The 19,113-nt window shown below is 58.5% G+C and carries 25 protein-coding genes and 2 pseudogenes; 2 read left to right on the top strand and 25 right to left on the bottom strand.

From position 1 onward, the window contains the following. Window positions 1-2: 2 nt before the first annotated feature. From K0P33_RS12050 to K0P33_RS11980, 15 genes and pseudogenes are all read right to left on the bottom strand, one after another. Window positions 3-755 (bottom strand): phage minor tail protein L, encoded by a 753-nt coding sequence (locus K0P33_RS12050; protein ID WP_242155402.1) that lies wholly within the window; start codon window positions 753-755, stop codon window positions 3-5. Between the two features lie 11 nt (window positions 756-766). Further along, window positions 767-1,105: a phage tail protein gene (locus K0P33_RS12045; RefSeq protein ID WP_242155401.1), complete on the bottom strand. Its 339-nt coding sequence runs from the start codon at window positions 1,103-1,105 to the stop codon at window positions 767-769. Continuing rightward, window positions 1,105-2,982: pseudogene (locus tag K0P33_RS12040) on the bottom strand (phage tail tape measure protein); the annotation flags it as partial. The pseudogene K0P33_RS12040 and the gene K0P33_RS12045, both read right to left, overlap by 1 nt. 13 nt (window positions 2,983-2,995) lie before the next feature. After that, window positions 2,996-3,292: pseudogene (locus tag K0P33_RS12035) on the bottom strand (hypothetical protein); the annotation flags it as partial. Then, complete coding sequence (locus K0P33_RS12030; protein WP_242155399.1) at window positions 3,289-3,660, bottom strand: hypothetical protein; 372 nt, start codon at window positions 3,658-3,660, stop codon at window positions 3,289-3,291. The gene K0P33_RS12030 and the pseudogene K0P33_RS12035, both read right to left, overlap by 4 nt. A 17-nt stretch (window positions 3,661-3,677) precedes the next feature. Beyond that, window positions 3,678-4,181: a DnaT-like ssDNA-binding protein gene (locus K0P33_RS12025; RefSeq protein ID WP_242155397.1), complete on the bottom strand. Its 504-nt coding sequence runs from the start codon at window positions 4,179-4,181 to the stop codon at window positions 3,678-3,680. A 59-nt stretch (window positions 4,182-4,240) separates the two neighbouring features. Beyond that, complete coding sequence (locus tag K0P33_RS12020) at window positions 4,241-4,825, bottom strand: hypothetical protein (RefSeq protein ID WP_242155395.1); 585 nt, start codon at window positions 4,823-4,825, stop codon at window positions 4,241-4,243. A gap of 47 nt (window positions 4,826-4,872) precedes the next feature. Continuing rightward, window positions 4,873-5,838, bottom strand: a complete 966-nt coding sequence (locus tag K0P33_RS12015) for a major capsid protein (protein WP_242155393.1) — start codon at window positions 5,836-5,838, stop codon at window positions 4,873-4,875. A 12-nt stretch (window positions 5,839-5,850) separates the two neighbouring features. Further along, window positions 5,851-6,579 carry a hypothetical protein gene (locus tag K0P33_RS12010; RefSeq protein ID WP_017479625.1) on the bottom strand — a complete coding sequence of 243 codons (729 nt, stop codon included), beginning with the start codon at window positions 6,577-6,579 and terminating at the stop codon, window positions 5,851-5,853. Window positions 6,580-6,661: 82 nt separating this feature from the next. After that, window positions 6,662-6,973, bottom strand: a complete 312-nt coding sequence (locus K0P33_RS12005) for a hypothetical protein (RefSeq protein ID WP_242155391.1) — start codon at window positions 6,971-6,973, stop codon at window positions 6,662-6,664. 90 nt (window positions 6,974-7,063) lie between these two features. Then, on the bottom strand, window positions 7,064-8,149 hold the full coding sequence (locus K0P33_RS12000; protein ID WP_242155389.1) for a minor capsid protein: 1,086 nt from the start codon (window positions 8,147-8,149) through the stop codon (window positions 7,064-7,066). Next, window positions 8,124-9,542: a DUF4055 domain-containing protein gene (locus K0P33_RS11995; protein WP_242155387.1), complete on the bottom strand. Its 1,419-nt coding sequence runs from the start codon at window positions 9,540-9,542 to the stop codon at window positions 8,124-8,126. Before K0P33_RS11995 ends, K0P33_RS12000 begins: the two co-directional genes overlap by 26 nt. Next, a complete protein-coding gene (locus K0P33_RS11990; protein ID WP_242155385.1) occupies window positions 9,539-10,861 on the bottom strand; it encodes a terminase in 1,323 nt (440 codons plus the stop codon). Before K0P33_RS11990 ends, K0P33_RS11995 begins: the two co-directional genes overlap by 4 nt. Then, entirely contained in the window at window positions 10,836-11,312 is a 477-nt protein-coding gene (locus K0P33_RS11985; RefSeq protein ID WP_242155383.1) for a DUF2280 domain-containing protein, read from the bottom strand. The genes K0P33_RS11990 and K0P33_RS11985 overlap by 26 nt, the downstream gene beginning before the upstream one ends. A gap of 31 nt (window positions 11,313-11,343) precedes the next feature. Then, window positions 11,344-11,964, bottom strand: a complete 621-nt coding sequence (locus tag K0P33_RS11980; protein ID WP_242155381.1) for a putative metallopeptidase — start codon at window positions 11,962-11,964, stop codon at window positions 11,344-11,346. 92 nt (window positions 11,965-12,056) lie between these two features. Between K0P33_RS11980 and K0P33_RS11975 the strand changes: the two genes are divergently transcribed. After that, window positions 12,057-12,380 (top strand): hypothetical protein, encoded by a 324-nt coding sequence (locus K0P33_RS11975; RefSeq protein ID WP_242155379.1) that lies wholly within the window; start codon window positions 12,057-12,059, stop codon window positions 12,378-12,380. Window positions 12,381-12,480: 100 nt separating this feature from the next. Further along, window positions 12,481-12,846, top strand: coding sequence for a hypothetical protein (locus tag K0P33_RS11970; RefSeq protein ID WP_242155377.1), 366 nt, complete (start codon window positions 12,481-12,483; stop codon window positions 12,844-12,846). Window positions 12,847-12,996: 150 nt separating this feature from the next. Here the strand turns inward: K0P33_RS11970 and K0P33_RS11965 are convergent, their stop codons facing one another. The 10 genes from K0P33_RS11965 to K0P33_RS11920 form a co-directional block, all read right to left on the bottom strand. Then, complete coding sequence (locus K0P33_RS11965; RefSeq protein ID WP_242155375.1) at window positions 12,997-13,329, bottom strand: phage holin, lambda family; 333 nt, start codon at window positions 13,327-13,329, stop codon at window positions 12,997-12,999. Between the two features lie 186 nt (window positions 13,330-13,515). Further along, entirely contained in the window at window positions 13,516-13,848 is a 333-nt protein-coding gene (locus K0P33_RS11960) for a 3-methyladenine DNA glycosylase (protein WP_242155373.1), read from the bottom strand. Between the two features lie 157 nt (window positions 13,849-14,005). Further along, window positions 14,006-14,332: a hypothetical protein gene (locus tag K0P33_RS11955; protein WP_242155371.1), complete on the bottom strand. Its 327-nt coding sequence runs from the start codon at window positions 14,330-14,332 to the stop codon at window positions 14,006-14,008. 8 nt (window positions 14,333-14,340) lie between these two features. Continuing rightward, window positions 14,341-14,526, bottom strand: coding sequence for a Com family DNA-binding transcriptional regulator (locus K0P33_RS11950; protein ID WP_242155369.1), 186 nt, complete (start codon window positions 14,524-14,526; stop codon window positions 14,341-14,343). A gap of 144 nt (window positions 14,527-14,670) precedes the next feature. Further along, window positions 14,671-15,252 (bottom strand): hypothetical protein, encoded by a 582-nt coding sequence (locus tag K0P33_RS11945; RefSeq protein WP_242155368.1) that lies wholly within the window; start codon window positions 15,250-15,252, stop codon window positions 14,671-14,673. Further along, window positions 15,249-15,839, bottom strand: coding sequence for a recombination protein NinG (locus K0P33_RS11940; protein ID WP_242155366.1), 591 nt, complete (start codon window positions 15,837-15,839; stop codon window positions 15,249-15,251). Before K0P33_RS11940 ends, K0P33_RS11945 begins: the two co-directional genes overlap by 4 nt. Beyond that, window positions 15,836-16,306, bottom strand: a complete 471-nt coding sequence (locus K0P33_RS11935; RefSeq protein WP_242155364.1) for a hypothetical protein — start codon at window positions 16,304-16,306, stop codon at window positions 15,836-15,838. Before K0P33_RS11935 ends, K0P33_RS11940 begins: the two co-directional genes overlap by 4 nt. Continuing rightward, window positions 16,303-17,100, bottom strand: a complete 798-nt coding sequence (locus tag K0P33_RS11930) for a hypothetical protein (protein ID WP_242155361.1) — start codon at window positions 17,098-17,100, stop codon at window positions 16,303-16,305. The genes K0P33_RS11935 and K0P33_RS11930 overlap by 4 nt, the downstream gene beginning before the upstream one ends. Beyond that, window positions 17,087-18,064, bottom strand: a complete 978-nt coding sequence (locus tag K0P33_RS11925) for a phage replication protein (protein WP_242155360.1) — start codon at window positions 18,062-18,064, stop codon at window positions 17,087-17,089. Before K0P33_RS11925 ends, K0P33_RS11930 begins: the two co-directional genes overlap by 14 nt. Before the next feature lies 1 nt (window position 18,065). Then, window positions 18,066-18,914, bottom strand: a complete 849-nt coding sequence (locus K0P33_RS11920) for a BRO family protein (RefSeq protein ID WP_242155358.1) — start codon at window positions 18,912-18,914, stop codon at window positions 18,066-18,068. Window positions 18,915-19,113: the final 199 nt, after the last annotated feature.

Genomic DNA, 19,113 nt, shown 5'->3' with positions numbered 1-19,113 from the left:
GATCAGCTCCTGCTCAAAAGCGAAACTGCGGGGAATCCACCGAAATTGAGTTCTTCGTTCTCACCGAAGCGCAACTTGCAGGACGACAAACAGCCCTTGCACTGGTCAAGTGCCGGGTCATCCGTGGGGTTGTCCTCATCGTCGAACATAGCCGCGCCGGTGTAGCCGCAGTCAGGCCCACGGTAACCATTGGTCATGGCCCAGTGGCAAAACGTCGTCATTTGCCTGCCAGGCAGTCCGTGGTTGTCGATCTCGCCCGGGGAAGAGAGCTCCCACACGACCGCCTCGCCGTCCTCGCTGGTTTTCTGGTCGATATACCAGATTTCCAGCGCCTCCTGGGTCGGGTCTGCGGTTGGGTTACCGTCAGGGAAGTTGGCTGCATCCAGGTACTGCGCCAGTGTCTCGCGAACAGTGAGCTTGAACTTCAGCAGGTCCTCGAACGCCAGGCACAGCGCTGTGACGCGCCCGTTGACGTTGCCGGCGGCGAAGGTTGGCCGAGAGGCGGTGCCGTCGCTGCTCGAGGAAATACCCTCAATCTGCACCGGCCAGGCGGCATACTCGGCGCCCTGCCACCAGATCGACTTGGCTGGCAGATCCTCTTCCGATCCCTCGTAAGCCAGCAATTCCTCCGGCGTGTGCGGAATGGCGTGGCCGTGGAAGCGCAGGTAATCCGCGCCGTACTCGGTCCCGTCAATTTCATACAGGCGAATTTCGCCGCCGGGCTCCAGTTTTTGGATGTCCGTGATCAGTGCCATGGGCGGTTATCTCAGGGGTGAAAGGTTTGCTGGAAGGTGGCGGTGATGGCGTAGACCTGGCCGCCACGGTGCACTGGCTTGTAGCCGTTGCACTTGTATAGGCCCAGCTCGCCGAGGGGCGGCTCCCAGAGGAAGCCCTTCGCCCCTTTGTGCCGGTCGAGGAAGGCCATGATGTCCTTGATGCGCCCCTCCAAGCCCGTGAAGGTCACCGGCCAGGATTGCGACCGGTTGTTGAGGCCATCCTCGACCGACTGCTCGTAGCCATCGCCAAACTGCTTGGAGCGGACGCGCTGGGCAATATCGCCCTCCGCGCCCTTCTCCGTCGCCCAGGTAAATCGTTCGATAGCCATCATCGCCCCTTGATTGCTTTGTTGATGACGCCACCCTGACCCATGTCCTTGTTGCGCATCTGCTGATACTTCTGCTCAACGAACGCGGCCAGCTCTTTGCCGAACAGGTCGTAGCCGGGTGCATCTGCACTCGATGACGCATTGCCGTCGCCATCGATATGCACCTCGACGTTGATCTGCGTTCCACCGGCCCCGCCGCCACCCATTGCCATTACGCCAAGCTTGCCGCTGGAAGTTCGGGTCAGTGGCATGATCGCCTCCTCTCCAGCCTCACCCATGACGCCAGTTTTGCCGTTCGCCATGCCGAAAGCCGTGGGCTTGCTGACGATGGAGTTGGTGAAGGCTCCGCCGTCGGCGAACATCTGAACGCCGCCCGACCAGGCACCGCCCAGGGCTTGCGGAAAGTACGAGCCGGAATAGCCGCCTGCAGAGGCGCCAAGGTTTGACGAGTTCGCCCCCGCGGAACCGGCGGCCAAGCCGTTACCGCCGCCGGCGGCGCTACCGACGAAGTAACTTGCCGCAGCGCCCACCAAGCTTCCCAGCAAAGCCGAACTGGCCTGGCGGGTTGCGATGCGCGCCATGTCGGCCAAGATCGACTTGGTGAAGTCTGCAAAGGAAAGCTTGCCAGTCATGGCGAAGTTGACGATTGAGTCTTCCATGGAACTGAAGGCGTTGCCGAACAGGCTTTTGGTCTGTCCGGCGATGTTCTGCGCCGAATCCAGGTAATTGGCCCAGGCTGCAGTTGCTCCATTGGTCCAGTCGCCCTGGGCGTTCTCCACATCGGCGTAGTTCTGCCGGATTTGGTCAGTGGCAGCCTTATTCGCATCGACGAGCGCCTGAGATTTACGTTTGAACTCTTCCTCCGACATATTGCGCGACGGATCGGAGCGTTGGTTTTCGAGGTTAAGCGCCTGCTGAGCAAACCGATCCTGCTGGCTGTTTAGTTCGCCGTTAAGCGCATTTTGCCGGTCACCCTGGCCCACGCCGAGCACCGCGCGCTGGCCGGCAAGCTCCAGGGCTCGCTGCTGCTGCCCAAGAGCCTGCACGTAAGAGCTTATCGCGCGCTCCTGCTTGGCTAGACGTCCGGTCTCGTTGGTGGCCAGCACTTCAAGCTGGCTATCAGCGTCCTTCTGCGCCTTGACCATCCCGGCTCGCGCGTCGGCGATCTTCTGGTCCAGCTGGATGCTTTGCGCGGCCGATGTGGTCTTCTTGCTCTTCGCAGCCTCCAACGTGCTGATCTCGGCCTCGTAGGCCGCCGTCACCTGATCGCGCTCGTTGCCGATCAGTGCTTGGCGCCGGAGCAGGTAGTCAGCCTCGGATACCAGCCCGGCCTTTTGCGCTGCATCCAGTTCTTTCTGGTAGTTCCTGTAGTCGGTAGCGATGGCCGCCAGGTTGTTCTTGGCGTCATTGAAGCCAGTCAAGTCAACCTGAGCCCCTGCCGCTTTCGGGGCCTTGAACTTGTCGTTGATGTTGGCAATATTTTTGTCGATAGCCGATTGATCGAGCCGAAAATCCTTCGGGTCAACCTTGCGAATATCGTCGAGCTGCCGCTTGTAATCCTTCAGCGCCTCGACGCGCTTCTCCTCATTCGTCCACGACGATTTGGTCAGCGCATCAATCTTGGTCATCGCTGAAACAGCAGAGCTCTGTGCTTTGGCCTGCTCACCTTCCCATTTGGCGATATCCGCCTGAGCGTCTCTCTGATCCTCCAGCATGTTTAACTGGTTGGTGTAGAAATCAATCATCACCTGCTTGTTTTGGAATCGGCCAACGGCGCCCGACTCAGCCATCGCGAGGTTCGACCGTGCATTCTCAATGTCGGCGTTGATATCAGAACGACCTACGTTACTGATGCTATCAAGAGCGCTGGACGTAGCCTGCCGGTGTAGCGATGTCCATGCCGTCATGCACCTTGCGCCCCGGCTTTAGCCTTCCCGCCTTTGTGAGGTTGGCCGGATCGCTACGCAGCGCGCTGTTGTGGTCATCGACAGCCTTGTTGTACTGGGTCGCCACAGCGTTCTGCGCCCAGATCTCCGGGTTACCCACGGGCGACATGCGGATCAGGCTGCTACCGACCTCAATGATGATCTCGCGCAGGCTTACATCGATTGCTTCGCTGGCCTGGGCGGCAAACTCGGCCAGGCTCAGGGCGAAGCTACCGGACTGGCCGGCGCCTGCCCGGCTCACGAACGCACCTGCAGCTCATACAAGATCGGCGTTCCGGCCGGGTTGACCTCTTTCAGCGGAGGTACGATTGACCATGTCCGCCCCTGAGCGACCACTTTGTCGAGCAGGCCCGGCACCCAGGCCAGAGCCTGCGCGGCTATCTTGAGTTTCTTATCGCCCTGCCGGATTAGGCTGTTGTTTTGGAATTCTTGGCCGGTAAAGTCGAGCAGGATGCCTTGGGCGATTTGCTCGACGGTTGCACTTGGCGCTTCGCCGCCGATATCAGGGTCATACTCGCCTGGCTCCGTCTTGCTAATGGTCACAGGCTGGCCGAACTCCGTGATCATCTCCAGAGCCATCACGGCCATTTCGTCGTAGAAGGTGGCCATGGTGGTCTCCGATGCGGCTATGCGCGGACCGCGAACAGCCCGCGCTTTTGTAGGTAGTCGGCAAACTGCGTTGCGCTTGGCCGATCCGGCGCCGCCGGCAACAGCCGGTTGCTGGTGTTAGGGATCGCTGCATATTGCCGCGTCACCGCCCCTTCAACTCGATCCAGCAGGACGGCGCCTTTGCGCTTTTCCACCGGGTCGATATCGTCCTGATGGATCTCCGCAGCCAGGGCCATCTGCCCGTACTGGATACGCGCGGGCAGGTAGTTGTTCGCCTTGATCTCATGATCCAGCAGCACTTCCCGGCGCGGCCAGGACAGGGCCTGTTCGCTATTCGTCTTGCGCCCCTTCCAGACCATGCCATCCATCGCCAAGGCGGCCCGGCGCAGCAACGCTTCCTGCTCAGGAATGCCTGCGGGGATGACCGTGCCGAATTTCACGGCATACATGGCCAGGTCCTCGGCGCTCGCGTAGCTTTCGGCGTCAGGCTTTCCGGTCCCATCCTCGATAATGAGTGTCATGCGTCAACTCGCTGGAATGGTTTGAAGATTGGCTGCCGGAACACCGACAGCCAGCAGTATTACTCCTTGGGAAGGTCGGCTACGAGCCGCTCCAGGGATTCTTTCGATGCGTTGGCCCGGTACTGGACCTTGGCCTCGTCGAGCCTTGCTTTCAGCGCCGCGACTTCATCAGCCTCATCAGCCGCCGGTGTGATGGCAGCCTTCTTCAGCACTTCAATCTCGCCGTGCAGTGAGTCGACGGTAGAAAGCAGGCCGTCACGTTCAGCGGTCAGATCGCCAACCGTGGTATGGATGGTGCCCAGCACTTCAAACAATCGCAACGCCAACTCGCCCGACTCGGGACGATGAGTCTCGCCAGCTTCTAGGCCATCAACCAGGATCTCGAGTGATCCATGTTCAGCACGCAAAGCCGCGATGACTTTGTCGAGTTCGGCCTGATTGGCGACACCAACAATCTGCGCCCGCTTGGCTTCCTTCACTGACACGTCGATGCCTGCCGCTTTGTACGCATCGACCACGCTCGGCCAATCGCCAATGACCAGCACGCTGGTCACGCCGGCTTCGGGCTTATCGAAGTGCTCTGGATTTCGGTAACGCTTCTCCGGGTCGAAGCCGCTCAGCTGGTTGCTGTAAGTCAGTTCCATGTGTTTCTCCAGGGCGGCCATCGCTGACCGCGCATTGAGTTTAAGGCTTAGTCGCCAGTGGCAGGAGGCGTTGCAGTCAGCTTGATCATCACGCCGGCGGTGACCTTGTTGCTGCCCGCGTGCTTGACCCAGTTGGCAGCGGAGCCGACGGCAGCCAGGGTTGGGTTAGAACCGCCAGTGGTGGCTTTCCAGCTGTAGCCCAGCACGTCGATGTTCACGGTGCCTTCAGCGCGGTAGCCGATGCTCAGGTTTTCTTCGTCGTTCACTTCGTAGGAACGGAAGCCCGGGGCCTGCGACTCGGTGATGGTTACGGCGTTTGGCAGCAGGCCGAAGATCACATCCGCCGGCGCGGTGTCGGTCACCAGTACAGGCTTGCCCAGGGTGCCCGGCAGGCCGCCGTAGATCACAACGCCAGCTTCTTCGTAGATCTTGTTGGTGATGGCTTCGTCGACGATGTCGAAGTAGGCGCTGGAGTGCATGACCCACAGCGCAATCCGGCCGAACTTGTCGCCGAACTTTCGCATTCCACGGGTCAGGGTCTTCTTACCGTCGGTTTCGATATTGGCCGAAACCACCATGTCAGCGTTGGAGCCGATCGCGGCACGCAGACCAGCAGTAGCGTACTGGATGAAACCTTCCAGGGTCGCGTCAGCCACGTCGGCACCGACGATCTGAGAGAACTCCTCGACCGGACGGCCACGGCGCTTGAACGCCTCTTCAGTGGTCTGATACGGGCCGTACTTCCATGGAGCTTTGACGCCAACAGCTTCGCCGGCGGAGATCTTCTTGGCAGTTACCTTGCCGTCAGAGTTGACGTCGCGGTGTTCCAGCGAGCCGTTCAGCTTGTAGAGCGCACGCTTGCGGAAGTCGCCTTCGATCAGTTCGTTGTCCAGCACCATCGCGCCGTTGGACGATGCGTTGAACACATCCAGGTTGTCCTGGACGCGCTCCAGGTATGCGGTTTGCGCCTCATCGTTGTAGATGATCAGGTCGCTGTTTGCGGTTGTAGCCATGGGTCAATCCCCTTATTTGGGCAATGCGAGATATGCGGTTTGGCCGTGCTTGCGCTGGAAATCGCGCTTCTGCTCGGAGGTCATTTCGGAGCGCTTGAATGCAGCCTTGCCGCCACCCCCGCCCGGGGCAAATGTTCCCGAAGCCCTTGGCCACAGGTGAGGTGCGCTTTCACGCAGAGATTCCGCCCATTCGAGCGGAGTCAAAGGGGTCTTGCCGTCTTTACCGAGGATGACCTGGCCGGATTCATCAACGGCGACTGCATCGCCATCTTCGTTGAGGGTGAACACGCCTTTGGCGCGCAGGATGATGTCGTCGGTTGCTTCTGGCAGAGCGCCGGCTTTCAGCGCTGCACCACGCACCGAGTCGCCCAGGACTTTGCCCTGGAACTTGGCAGCGAAGGACTCAGCCTTCTCTGCGCGCTCGCTGATGGTCTTCAACTGCTTGTCGTAGTCGCCACGAAGGCGCTCGGTGCGGCGGTTGAAGACTTCATCCACCTTGCCCTCGGTCAGCAGCTTGGTTTCTTCGTCCTGGCCCGCACGACTGAGCAGGCCTTTGACGGCGTCAATGTCGATGCCTTCAAACTGCGTTTCGAACTGGGTCAGCTTGCCGGAGGTTTCCTTCAGCTTACCCAGCAATTCCGAGTTCTTGGTTTTCAAACCCGAAACGGATGCTTCAACGGCAGTCGCGATAGCGGCCTTGATTGCCGGGTTTTCCAGGTCGATTTCGTTTTCTTCTGCCACGTTGATACACCCCTTGGGTATGTTTCGCCCACTTTGCAGGCATAAAAAAACCCGCATGAGCGGGCTTGTATGTGTGTCTGGATTAACCAGGCGAGAATCGGTAAGTGAAAGGTGCCAGACGCTCTATGCGCACGAGATCACCTTCTTTCAGCATGTACTTATCCAAGAAGGCAGTCACAAATCGGGCTTTTCTCTGCTGGAATATTTTTTTGTCGAAAACAATAAAGTCCTCAACGGTTTCTATGTCGCCGTATATCACATACGCCTTTTGAATTGAGGGCTCCGCTTTCTTCGTCCCTCCTACAATGCTTGCCTCGAACCAATCAAAGATGTCCGACAACGAAATGTAGTTACGTTTAGCGTTGGTTTGAAGCCTGATAACCCTGAAACTCATAGCGATAACCCTCGAAATGGATCAGCTATGGTTTCAAGCGGAGATAGGCAATTCAATACTTTTAAACTCAATAAAAAACAAAGAGTTGCTCTAAATCCTCGCTTTTTGGTAAGCCAAGGGCTCAAGCTTTTTCATCTGCGCTAGATTCAGCGGCGCGAAATTGCGATCAAGCTGAAGCTCGGCGAAGCGCTCGACAGTCAGCCCGCCCTCACGGAACAGCTTGGCCCTGAAGGGGCCGATGGCAACGTCCTGGAACCCAGCTGGCTGCTGCTGAAGCCAGCGGTAGTAATCGAGGTCGGCACTCACCTGCTGGCCGCCATTGGCACCCACGGAGGCACGCGTAGCACCCTTTGCGAACATCGCGCTGAGCCTCGTTAGCAGAATGAAGGTGGTTCGGCAGTTCGGGTGGAACGGAGGCCTTGGGCCTGATTCAACCGGAAACCTGCGGCAATCCAAGGAGCGGCATTGCTGGCTGGTCTTGCTGTCCAGTGTGGCAACGATTTGGATCTCGGACACGATGTCCGTGTTGGCCTTGGCCACCTCCATGCGCGCCTGGGACGACACATGCTGAATCGCGGTGTGCACGACCGTGCTGGCATTGCGGCTGGTGGTAGCCAGGATACCGTCTTTGTACCCTGCCGCCTTGGTGCCACGAATGTTGCGGATTATCTGGAAGTTCGTCTGCCCTTCGAAGAAGCCCTGCCGAATTGTGCCGGTGACGCGCTCACGCTCTGCGCCGGTCCACCCCTTAATGAACGACTTCAGCAGCTTCCCGCCGCCTGTGCCGCGCACGCTGAGCGGGTTGGTCAGAACTGCAGTACGGATTGCAGCTGCAGTCGGCGCGACCACATCAAGCGACACGCCAACCGGCGCCGATCTGGCAAGGCTGGTCGCCTCAAACTCTGCCTCGTAGTTGGCAATGTCCACCAGGTCGAGGTTCAGTTGCGCGCTGTAGCGATCGAAGATGCCCAACAACAGGCTATCGACCTCTTTCAGCAATGCCTCCAAACGTTTGACGTTGTACTCGGTCAGATCCGACTGAGTTAGACGGTCCCGGATCGAGCGGTCAATCTCCTTGAGAAATGGAGCGAACTTGCCCACCTCTCCGGCCTTTAGCTTTTCGAGGAAGACGGCGTGCCGGATGGTTGCGTCAAGTATTGCTTGGTTCGCCGCCATCTACTTTGTCCTCGTCGTCCAGGCCCAGGCCATCGCCCTGCTCTTCCAGCTCGCCGTCGATCTGTTGGTCGGTGCGCTCCGGCGCGATCAGTCCAAGCTTGCGCAGGTAAGCCCGCAAGTCAGCCTTGGCGAATCCGCCGTTCTGCCACAAGCCAACCAAGGCCGTGATCATCTGCGGATCAGCAGTGAGCTCGACGAACTCCTGATTAACTTGGTAGGCGACCTTCTTGTCGGCGACGCCCATGTAGGCGCAGCACCACATGATTGCCCGGGTGTATGCCTCGCTCACGTTGGCCACGCAGCCAGCCAGCACCGAAGTGGATGCCGACTGATCGCCTCGGGACTCGGTAGCGGTCTTGGTGGCAAGTGAAGCAACCACCATTCGCGCGCCCAGCTCGATCATCATCTGGTTCTTGTCGGCCATGGCCTCTTTGACCAGGGTGTTCGGTAGCGGTTGCGCATAGGCGAAGGCCCCGCCGGCAGGAAGCAGCATTGGCGCCCGGGAACCGACGTAAATGCCGTTTTTCTCCATGTGATCGCGCCAGTTCTCATCAAGCCCGGAGATATAGGGCTGAGCCTGCCCGCACCAGAAAACACTATCTTCGTAGTCGGCACTGTTCCTGTAATGGCCCAGGTTGATCATGGCGATGTCGTAGAGCGGAGACTCGTCGATAGTTGGGTCGTTGTTCTGTGCACCGACGAAAGTGAATGGAATCTCCTTGAGACGTCCGGTCACTCCTTCCGGCCTGAATTCTTCGGTGACCGCCAGTGGCCCACCACCTTTCGGCCCAGACCGGCGCCAAACACGACAAACGAAACCATCATCCTCAAGCGCGAGCTCCCGATACTGCTCGGCTGTCTTGTAGCCAAACCCGTCCGGAATCTCCGGAGACTCGCGCAGCACCACCAGCGTCAGCACGCTGTGACCGTTCACCATGCCGGTGCGCCAGTTAATAATGTCCTCGGCGCAGTAGGAAAGGATTACAGAGTGACCGCCGATGCCGTCGTCCTGGTGATAGTCGACGTACAGGCCGTGGCGGCCAGCTTCAAGCACCTTCTCAAGCGTGCCTTGTGAATGCTGATAAATGCTCACACCGGAGCCGTTGGCGTTGTCCTGCAGGTATTCCAGCTTCTTCGGCACCGCGAGCGTTGGATCTTTGTGGAAGGCCAGACCGAGCAGCCCATTACGGGTGTGCCCGGTGGCGTTCTTGAACACCGCCCGCTCACGGTAAGCCCGATTCCGGTCTTCGTTCTCCGGCGACTTGTCGTGTCCGTTGATGTACGGCAGCCGATCGACAACCCGGTGCTGGCCCGCGCAGACGTCGCGAACGGTTGCCCAGCGGTCCAAAACTGCCGTGTATTCCGCCCGTTTGAAGGAGACGTCGTTGCTCATCGGGCGTATCCCATTTTGATAGAAGTGACGATCGCTTTGATCGGATAGCGCTTGGCGATGAAGTAGCCGGCGGCGTCGTTCATATGGTCGTGACCCTTTTTCGGATCTTTGTCCGGCTCGCCCTTGTCGGTGTAGGTCTGTCGCTCAAGACACAGGGTGAGCTGAGGGCATTGATCGATGTTGACCTTCAGTCGTCGCTCGCCGTAGGCGTTCAGGAACATGGCGTTCACCGAGTTCACCCGGTCTTTCACGCCTGGGTTTGTGGAGTCGACTATCACCGTGAATTTTGCTTTCTTCAGCAGCGACAAATCGGACTCGCTTGCGTTTTTGCTGCTGGTGTTCTGTCCGCTGGCGTCGGGATAGACCGCCACCGAGTGCCCAGGGAACCGTGTCTGGATCTTCTCGATCATCTCCGGCGTGTCCCGAACACCGTGAAACTCATCCAGGGCCATCGGCAGATCGTTACGCACGACATAGACGACAGCCGCCATTTTCATGACGTTGAAGTCCATACCGATGTGCAACGCCTCGCCCGATTTGATTCGCTCGCTGGTTCGGCACTCGTCGCGATTGAACGTGTAGTAGACGACGCCCGCGTAGTTCTCAAAGCCAGCTTCGTACTCTTGCCGGAAGGTGCGCGGGTCCATCTTGCGGCGGGCAGCTTCAAGCTCTTCAGAAGGAACGTTGCCGCCTTGTAACGAGGTGTACTGCCAGCTCTTGTGATCCGGCTCGCCGCCTGGTTTACCGTCCAAATAAGTGTCGTAGCAGTGGTTGAAGCCCTTCGGAGTGCCAATGCGCAGCGCATGGCCGCCCTTGCGCATACCAACGCCTGGAATCTGGTACTGACAAGTCGATAGCATCGGCCGCAACACTTCTTCCCACGCCGCCCACGGGCAGTCTGCCCATTCATCCACCAGGACGAAGAACAAACCGGAGCCCCGCAGGTTGTCGTAGTTGTCGAGCCCCACCACGCGCATGACGTGGCCGGACTTGAGGGTGATTGAGCACTCCGTCTCATTCGGGCGGTGCGCGCGCCATGCCTCGGGAATGGCCTGCTTCAAGCGCCGCCAGAACACCCGCTTGGCCTGCTTGAACGTCGGCGCGCCATACCAGATCTCGTCCTCAACGCTCACGCCCCACTCCGCAGCCAGACGTGCAGCGCGGCGCATCTCGGCCTTGCCTAAGAACGTCTTGCCGAACCGCCGGCCACATACCGCATCGCGGAAGCGGGCCTCAGGCTGGAAGCCCCAACAGTAAATGTTCGCCTGCTTGGGCGTCAGTTTTACCGGTGGGTCAAAGGTACGGGGTAGCGGGGACATTCTCATCAGGCTCCAAGGTGTACTCAGCAACGGCGTGCTGCTGGTCCGCTTGGGAGCCCAGAGGTTTCTCAGGTTCGATGCGACGATTCACGTAGACATCGCCCACCTCTTTGGCGGCCTGCTCGTACAACTGAGCGGTCAGCGCCAGGTTGCGCATACTCTCGGCCTTCTCCGCCATTCGCCCCAGGCCACGAAGCCGATAGGCGCGGTTGGCGATGGGGATCTCGGCGGTTTCTTCGCGAAAGCGCTTTCGAGTGTCGTGAAACAAGGTCGCCCACTTCACTGCAAGCCCCTTTCCGGCCGACTTGGTGGGGTCATGCGTCTCCACCTGCTGGCGGCTCACCACAACCCCGTATTCGTTCTTGACGGCTTCCACCACCTGGGATGGCGTGTCAAAGCACGCAAGCGCCTGAACGATGAAGCTCTTCACCTCATTTTTCAGGGCTGCCATAAATTCTCATCCGTCTAGAGCCTGTCAAGAATCAGGCCGATCTCAGCAGACAGGTTCCGCAGGCCCTCGCAATGTTCAATTTCCCCACCTCAGCAGGACTGTTTGCTGCATCCACCAACGCTTGAACGTCAGGGCTTGCACCATAGCGGCGGACCACACCGACGAACTCTTCGACGTCATGGCCCTGCAGCTTGATCTTCGGGGCGCCGTCTTGGGTGAATGCTGGTTGACCGTATTTGTCGGTCGCGTGAGCCAGGTGGTACAGCTCGTGTTCGATCAGGCCGCAGAACTCAAGGTCACTGCACTGGGCGCAGTAGTCAGCAGCCAGCGTGATGATGAAGGCCGGCACATCGCCGAACCAATCACGCATCTGTTGCTCCATCCGGGCTTTCTGCCAGCCGCCGGCGCGGAACGCTACCTGTTCGGCCTGGCCCAGGACTGTTCTGCCCTGCTTGTTGAAGCTCGACGACGCCCACATGACCCGGATGTCTGCATCCAGTAGGTGGGCATGGTCTTCGTTGTGAATGCTGCCGGTGTCGGCAAGGATCTCGGCTTGGAGCCATTCCAGCGCCTCAGGCGCGGGTGTCAGGCGAACACCGACGTCGGATAGATCGGAAAGCTCAAGCAATGACTCTGGAGGGTATGGCCTCATCTGCGCGCCTCCACATGATAGGCTCACTTAATTGCGTTTTTCACTAGAAGGCACATCAAGGTTTAACCCACTCTTTCCAGGAGACAAAGTGCGTGATTGATTTTAATCAGCAACTCAACAAAGCAGGATTGCAACTAGCAGCTTCTATGATGTTACTGGCAAATAGGGCGCGCGCTACCGAGACAGCAATAGAAATGGCTCGCCAGCATAAGGAGATAGCGGCAACCGAACTCGCTCAGTCTGGCTACTTGCTGCAGCTTATGAAGGAGGTAGATAAAGCTCGTGACCCTGAGGAATTCCTAGCCAGTTTAAATCCGGTAAAGAGTCTGCTAATACCACACAGCGACAAAGCAAAAAATATCATCGTTCCAAGCGAAGACACCATCGCTCTATGCTTAAAGCTTTACGGTATCTAGCTCTGAGTAACCTCGCGCCACGATTTGGCACATTCGAAAACGTGGCGCGGATGAGCCGGGTATAATCCGCCAAATTTGATTTTTTCGAGACTTCAAACCCATGCACGGACGCCTGTATCTCATCGCGTTATTTCTCGCTGGCCCAGCAATGGCTGCGGAGCCCTCCCGCTACAGCTACGACGAAGCCCCAACTGACGGCTACATGCACGCCGTCAGGTATCAGCAAGCCAAACTGGCTTGTGAATCGCTGCCTGATGACCTTGAAGCGGACTATGCGAAAGCCATGCGCCTTACCAAAGAAGCCAACCCCGAATTTGAGCGAACTTACGCCAAAGGTTTAACGGCAAATCTCAGGTGGCGCAAACCCGCAACGCCCGAACAGCAGCAGTTGAAGTGCGACCAAAGCCAGCATGCTTTGCGTGTGACGGTAAGCCTCGCCCGCCAGTGGTTTCCAGGGGGATGGTAGACGCTCGTATTTTTTGCTCCGCCACTCGGTACTACCGGGTGCATTGTCACATTGCAGACAGTGCTCACAGCTCAGCGCCCAGCACAGCCAGGCCTTGGCTCGCTGCCAGTACGTGATCACGACCTTGCGCATTCGAGTGTGTGGCTCGAACTAATCAACCTTGCTGCTTGGAAGCTTGAAGTCCGTCACACGATCGGCAATGGTCCGGATCTTCTCCACTCCAAGGAAGCCAACCCAGCCACCTGCAAAGGTGGCCATGCTCTGTGGCAGGCCGAAGAAGTCCAGGCCGCTGATGATGGTTAACGTAAGACCGCCACAGATCGCCCCCTCCACCAGCATCTGGCGCCGGGTGCCGCCACCGTAGGTGATGCGCAGGACGGCCATGGCGCAAGAAAGCGCAGCTGCATAGAGGATCGGCGAATGCTGGCTCAACCACGCAAGCGCTATCGCCCATGTGTCTGGTTTATCTGGCATGTTGGACATCTCGGTTCCTCCCCGTCAGGGAGTTGGGAGTACAGCAGGCCATGACCTGCGAATTTGAATCAGCCCCAACAGCACTCCCAGCTCAGAGCGATGGGTGTGGCGGGGCCGAAAACGAAAAAGCCCCGCACGGTGGCAGGGCTTTGAATGGGTGCGCGACCTAGGCCGCGCGGTATTGCTGGGTGTCGCTTACGCTACGGTGCCATCCGCATTCAGGCTATCCCACGACAATTTGGTGGGCAGGACGTAGTTCTGAATGTTGTAGAGATAGACACCAAGCCCCGCTGGCACAGCCAAATCGTTGTAGGTCAGGATAGTTGGGACAACTTCCTGCAGAGCCCTATCGTCCATGTCTTTAGCGGTAGGAACCTTTGGCCCGAAAGCCATGGTACCGACACCGTAAAAAGATCGAAGGATGATCCCATTCACATTATCTGCCGGGGAAATCAGAACAGTAATGGCATTAACAACGCCGTTAATGGTCTGGTTTTTGAATTTTTTACCAAGTTCGCGTACAGGCATTTCTGTTCACCTATTGAGTCGAATGATTTGTCGCGGAGGAATCCGCTTTCATGTCGCTCAAAGGCGATAGGGAGAGGCTCTAGGCCTTGCATTGTTCGGAGCTCGCAGATACGAAGCTCCGGAACGAGGTCACACGGTACTGAACCGAAAGCGCAGTTTAGGCAACAGTACCGTCGGCGTTGAGGTAGTCCCAGGTAACATTGATCAACTGGTTGTAAGTGTTCGCCAACTTGATATAGACACCGAGGCCTGCTGGAACCAAGAACGGCTCAGTGCGTCCGGCCGTAGAGAATGCGGTAATTTTGCTGGTGTCATAGTTATCAACTGGCGGCGTCGTCCCGAGTACCACAGTGCCCCCACTGAGAGCCAGAGTGCGCAAAATCAAGCCATGAGCATTCTGCTCTGGGCCCACAAGCTTATACGGGCCAAACATGCCGTTAACGCTGACGCTTACGAAAGTCTTGCCGATTGTTTGAATGTCCATTTTTCCACCTATTGAGTCGAATGATTGGTCGCGGAGGATTCCGCACTCATGTCGCTCAAAGGCGATTGCTCGAGGCTCGTGGCCTTCACATGATTCAACGTCCCGCATCGGGAACATTTGATCTGGAGCTCTGTAAACCCACCCGTGCGGGCGAGAAGTCTTTTGCAGTTACCGCATCTGAATTCTTTCAACATCTGCAAATTCCTTTTGCTGAATCGCCCTTTCCGTGGGCAATAAAAAACCCGACGCGATGGCCGGGTTTTCTTGAATTTCCATTGCACGTTGCCGAAGGCAAAATACTAACTGTGGGGAAATAATGCCCTCAGCCGTGCGGGAAGTCAAGCGGCCTCTTTCATCTTGTAAATTATCCCGCCAATTGGGCTCAGTGCTTTGGCGTCGATGTCGTAGCAGGCATCGAAGCAGAGCTGCACAAAAGGCTCCCAATCCCTCCCCCAAGCTGCTGAGGAGAGCTTGATGCCGTACTCACCTTCCACCCATGCACGAAAGATCTCTGGCTTGATGAGCGGATCAGGGTTGGAAGACTGCCCCCCTTGGTGCATGTACCGATACCGGCGAAAGACACCCTTGGCGACGTAAGCGGCACGCTCACGCTTGCTGGCGGTCATGCGCTCTACCCGCGAGCACGCCAGGTTGAAAACCGCCTCTTCCGCCTCCTCCCGATCATCATCGCTCGGCTCTGCCGCGTACATGGCGTTGCCGAAGGCTCGCAACTGGTAGTGGAGACGCGCTATCGCCGACTGGATATGGCCGGCCAAAGCACCGTGCACTGCATGATTTGCCGTAGGCCCCCGTTCGCTGCTCTGCACCACCACCCCAAGTTCCGCGGCATCTGAGGACTGACCCGGCGCAGGGTTGTAGTTGCAGTCATGCCACGCCTGGCGCGCTGAATTGATCTTCATGCTGCAGCCCTCTTCAGTTCTCTTGTCTTAGCCCGGTAGTAGGCTTTGATGCCCTTGATCTGCTCGACGGAGTACTTGCGCACGCTCTGGTCAGCTTCCAGGACGTCGACGGCCTCCTGGCCGATGCGCGCGATAAGGCCGATCCGGTAATCCACGGCATTGCCCGAAAGGAATCGGTTGTCCTGCTTGCTCTGGGCGTGGCAATTGCGCTCGTCGAAGCGCAGGTGCGGCGCGGAGCCGACGCTGCGGTAGTGGCCGGCATCGACTGCGTTGCCGCTCCAGTCCAAGGGCTTGCCGCTGGAGATGCAGAGGTGGCCGGCGGCCTGGTCCCGAGTGCGGATGTATTCGTTGAACGCCTGCTGAGCCTCGCGCATGTGTTCGCCGCGGCTCTTCAGCTTCTCCTTGCGGATCTTGATCTCGCGGCGCTCGACTTGGGCAAGCGACTTGCGGGCCTTCGCCTGGTTCAAGTCCTTGATGGCCAGGCCGCACTTCGGGCTACATACGGCCTGCCCCAGGCGCTGCGGCGGGAAGCTGATGCCGCATGCCGGGTTCTTGCACTTCTTCGGTTTTGGTTGCTTGGCGATCATGCAGCCTCCTTGCTGAGTAGATCAGTGAAAACCACACCTTGGCCTGTGAAATAGGCAGCGATGCGGTCGGTGTAATGGATGCCCTGGGCACGGTTGAACAGGCTGGTCACAGGGAAGCCGTCAGGGCCGAACAAATGACACTCCCCCATCATGGCCAGCTTCGTTTCGTAGGGTAGATGCCGCATGACCCGGTACCACTCAGCCTGAAACCCTGCGTCCTCATTCAGCAGGATCTGCACGCCGAAGTGCAGCTTGCAGTAGCGCCGGGCGTCGGCCGGGTCGCCGATCTGGGTCATCTCGGCAATGCGCTTGTACATCCCGAACCACAGCCGGTTCTGGTCCAGCGTTCGGTCCTTGCCCGGGCGCAGGGTCACGACGACATACTTATTGTCTTTGTACATGGCGCTGATTTTGGTGATGACTTCGGAGAGCTTGGCCTGGCAGTTGACGCTGATCTTGTCCGTCATTGCGCCGCCCTCTTCGCTTCCAGATCCTGGGCCTGCTTAATCAGCAGCGCGCGGCGATCCGCCAACTCATTGGCCGCTTCAATCCGCATTTCGTCCTTTCTCTCGGCGCTGGCCTTCCGCATTTCCAGCATCGAGCTCTTCACAATCTCGAGCTTTGCGCGCAGCAGCGGCTTTGGCTGGGTAACGGTGCCTGTGAGCAATCCAGCAATGGCGCGGCCATCCTCGGTAACTGGAACAATGCTCAGGTCAGCCAAGTACTTCTGGCCGTGCTCTTGGGGAATACGCTTCAGCTCCACAGCCTTGGTGACGGCCTGGACGCGGCGGTTGGAGTCGAAACCCACGGACACGTGCCAATTGACCGGTTTCGCATCCTCGCGGGCCTGGCCCACGAACCTTTGGTAGGCGTCGATGAACGCCATGCGCGCACCGATTTTGTCGCCGCCATCCAAGATGGGTTTCGCGGCTGCCAGGGCCAGCTGGATTTCATCAGTCAGCACCACGGTTTCGAATTCATCGTTGGTGGTCATGGCTATGGCCCAGGCCTCGTCCTTGCCCGGGCGCCCGTCGGAGGACTGGACGCGGTGCAGGATGTCAGCCATCGCCAGCTTGCCCTTCACCTCGAAGCGGCAGGCCTTCAATGCGGCTTTGACGACCGGCACCGGGTAGGCGCAAAGATCTTCGGCCATCATTGCGGCAGTGCCTGGGTTCATTTCCTGGCCCATAGCCTCGGCGGTGGCGCAGATGGCAGCGGCCAGCCCAGCAACCTGCTGGTCGTTCATTTCAGAGGTATTCATTGCGGTCACCTGCTTGGCGTTTGGCCAGAACCATCTGGGCGGCCTGCTCGGCGGCGGAGAGGTTTGCCTCAGTCCGTTCCATCTGGCGGGCGGTTGTGCCGTTGACGCGCTGTCCGGTCACCCACTGGGTGTGATAGCTCTCGGCGTTGGCCAGCAGTTCGTTGAGGCTGTGGCACTTGCGCAACACAGCGGCATCGCCGGTTTTCAGGAAGTGGGCGGCAACGTGGTGGGCTACGTCGGCGCCCAGGCGGTCGACCAGTTGGCCGAGTTGGCCGCCGACCTTGGCATTCCACACAGGCCAGGCGCTGTAGCGTTTGCGGTAAGCCATGGCGTAGTTCGCCCAGACCTTGAAGGTTTTGCAGGTCTGGTCTTTGGGGCCAGGCATGTCGGCGGGGATTTCAACCCGTGGAGCGTCGGCGCGATCAACCACCAGCACCAAGCCGCGGGACTGAGCCGGCTTGCCGGTGGCGTCCTGCAAATCCTGACTGGTGTCCTGATCTGTACCCTGATGATTGGTATCCTGATTTGTCGGAGATTTATCCGACCCTTGCCCGGATTTTTTTCCGACCTTGCTCGGAGATTTATCCGAGGTAGATCGGATATTTTTCCGACCCTTGTTGTTTGGCGGGGTCGGATATTTTTCCGACCCATCGAGCTTCTGGTTCCACTCGATCGCCTTCTCTGTGAGGCGGAAAAGCGTGATGTTCGAAGTGCTGGAAAGCTCAATCAAGCCGGCCTCTTCTAGGGCCTTCAGCATGCGATAAGCAGTGTCCGGCTTATCAGTGAGCAGCGGCAGCTCCTCGATGATCTTGGCCTTGCTCAGCGCGAAGAAGATCCCGTCATCGGTCTTGATTGGCTTGGTCCAGCTCGGGCAGCCGTAGACGAAGGCGAAAAGCAGGGCTTGCTGAGAATTCAGCCCCCACTCCAGCGCCTTCACCTGGTTAATCGTGACGGTGTATTGCATGTCAGGCCTTCCCGACCTTAGCGGCCAATTCAAGGAAGCGATCCACGTACCAGTGAGGCTGCGTCTCGCGGGGGCATTGAGGGCTGGTGAGGTTCTTCCCGTAGGCCATGCCCTTCTCGGTCACGGACCAGAAGTCCACCATTTCCTGCTTGGAGTTTTTGCGCTGTAGCACCTTGAGGAAACCGTGGGCCTCGAGTTCTAGGTTGAAGGCGCGAGCCGTGCTTGCGATGGCGTGATCTTTGATCAGGGCGGTGATTGCCTTGGTCGGCATCGAAGAACCACCAGCAGCGTCAGGAGCGGCGTCCACGGCATAGACTGGAAGGAATTTGGCATCCAAGCCGTTGTTGGCGGCGATCTTGGCCAGCATCAGCATCTTGCTGGAGTTCGCAGGCTTCAATAGGCGGTCAAAGCATTCCAGAATGGCCAGCTCGCCGACGATCTTGGAGTTGTTCGGGCCCTGGGCGGAAAACGAGCCGGTCTTGCGAATGCTCGGCAAGACCTGGCCCACCACCCACTCTTCGAACTTCTCGGCGGCCGGAAGCTTGGACCTCATCACCAGCCGGTAAAGGTCGCGCTCCGGGATAATGGTCATGAAGCCACCACCCTGTTTCGGGGTAGTGGACGCAGCCTTGCAGTGACGGGACACGGCGTTCTCTGGCTTGGAGTAGCCGAGGGCGTCGGCGACATCGCGCGCGATAAACCATGGATCGCCGAGCTTGTCGGTAATGACCCGGATTGCGGCGCCGTCGAAGTCGAACGGGATCACTGCTGAATTGCGCGCCACGTTTTCAGATTGCGAAAAACGTGGCGCGAGATTGGTAGAGCTATTGATATGTGGCGGGGTTTGCATATAATCGGCCTCACAAAGTGTTATCGAATTAGCCGACCTCGACCGTCGGCTTTTTTGTGCCTGTAATTCAGCGCCGAAGCACCAACTCCCCACTCTGGTCCCCGCTTCCCCTCTCTTAAAAGCCACTGGATAAAACTCCAGCGACTTCAGGTTTCTTACTTCGCAGACTGTCAGGGCCGATACTGGGTACATGGGCAGC

The organism is Pseudomonas sp. ArH3a (assembly GCF_022648765.1).
Classification (GTDB): Bacteria; Pseudomonadota; Gammaproteobacteria; order Pseudomonadales; family Pseudomonadaceae; genus Aquipseudomonas.
Note: the sequence above shows the minus strand (reverse complement) of the source record. Positions and strands in the feature narration are given on the sequence as shown.

Bases quoted from the DNA above. Each gene is read 5' to 3' on its own strand.
- K0P33_RS11935 (WP_242155364.1), bottom strand. From the start codon at position 16,306: ATGACGGACAAGATCAGCGTCAACTGCCAGGCCAAGCTCTCCGAAGTC.
- K0P33_RS11920 (WP_242155358.1), bottom strand. From the start codon at position 18,914: ATGCAAACCCCGCCACATATCAATAGCTCTACCAATCTCGCGCCACGT.
- K0P33_RS11995 (WP_242155387.1), bottom strand. From the start codon at position 9,542: ATGAGCAACGACGTCTCCTTCAAACGGGCGGAATACACGGCAGTTTTG.
- K0P33_RS11950 (WP_242155369.1), bottom strand. From the start codon at position 14,526: ATGTTGAAAGAATTCAGATGCGGTAACTGCAAAAGACTTCTCGCCCGC.
- K0P33_RS12030 (WP_242155399.1), bottom strand. From the start codon at position 3,660: ATGGCCACCTTCTACGACGAAATGGCCGTGATGGCTCTGGAGATGATC.
- K0P33_RS12025 (WP_242155397.1), bottom strand. From the start codon at position 4,181: ATGACACTCATTATCGAGGATGGGACCGGAAAGCCTGACGCCGAAAGC.
- K0P33_RS12045 (WP_242155401.1), bottom strand. From the start codon at position 1,105: ATGGCTATCGAACGATTTACCTGGGCGACGGAGAAGGGCGCGGAGGGC.
- K0P33_RS12050 (WP_242155402.1), bottom strand. From the start codon at position 755: ATGGCACTGATCACGGACATCCAAAAACTGGAGCCCGGCGGCGAAATT.
- K0P33_RS11930 (WP_242155361.1), bottom strand. From the start codon at position 17,100: ATGAATACCTCTGAAATGAACGACCAGCAGGTTGCTGGGCTGGCCGCT.
- K0P33_RS11940 (WP_242155366.1), bottom strand. From the start codon at position 15,839: ATGATCGCCAAGCAACCAAAACCGAAGAAGTGCAAGAACCCGGCATGC.
- K0P33_RS11980 (WP_242155381.1), bottom strand. From the start codon at position 11,964: ATGAGGCCATACCCTCCAGAGTCATTGCTTGAGCTTTCCGATCTATCC.
- K0P33_RS12000 (WP_242155389.1), bottom strand. From the start codon at position 8,149: ATGGCGGCGAACCAAGCAATACTTGACGCAACCATCCGGCACGCCGTC.
- K0P33_RS11970 (WP_242155377.1), top strand. From the start codon at position 12,481: ATGCACGGACGCCTGTATCTCATCGCGTTATTTCTCGCTGGCCCAGCA.
- K0P33_RS12020 (WP_242155395.1), bottom strand. From the start codon at position 4,825: ATGGAACTGACTTACAGCAACCAGCTGAGCGGCTTCGACCCGGAGAAG.
- K0P33_RS11945 (WP_242155368.1), bottom strand. From the start codon at position 15,252: ATGAAGATCAATTCAGCGCGCCAGGCGTGGCATGACTGCAACTACAAC.
- K0P33_RS11990 (WP_242155385.1), bottom strand. From the start codon at position 10,861: ATGTCCCCGCTACCCCGTACCTTTGACCCACCGGTAAAACTGACGCCC.
- K0P33_RS11965 (WP_242155375.1), bottom strand. From the start codon at position 13,329: ATGTCCAACATGCCAGATAAACCAGACACATGGGCGATAGCGCTTGCG.
- K0P33_RS12015 (WP_242155393.1), bottom strand. From the start codon at position 5,838: ATGGCTACAACCGCAAACAGCGACCTGATCATCTACAACGATGAGGCG.
- K0P33_RS12005 (WP_242155391.1), bottom strand. From the start codon at position 6,973: ATGAGTTTCAGGGTTATCAGGCTTCAAACCAACGCTAAACGTAACTAC.
- K0P33_RS11925 (WP_242155360.1), bottom strand. From the start codon at position 18,064: ATGCAATACACCGTCACGATTAACCAGGTGAAGGCGCTGGAGTGGGGG.
- K0P33_RS11960 (WP_242155373.1), bottom strand. From the start codon at position 13,848: ATGCCTGTACGCGAACTTGGTAAAAAATTCAAAAACCAGACCATTAAC.
- K0P33_RS11955 (WP_242155371.1), bottom strand. From the start codon at position 14,332: ATGGACATTCAAACAATCGGCAAGACTTTCGTAAGCGTCAGCGTTAAC.
- K0P33_RS11985 (WP_242155383.1), bottom strand. From the start codon at position 11,312: ATGGCAGCCCTGAAAAATGAGGTGAAGAGCTTCATCGTTCAGGCGCTT.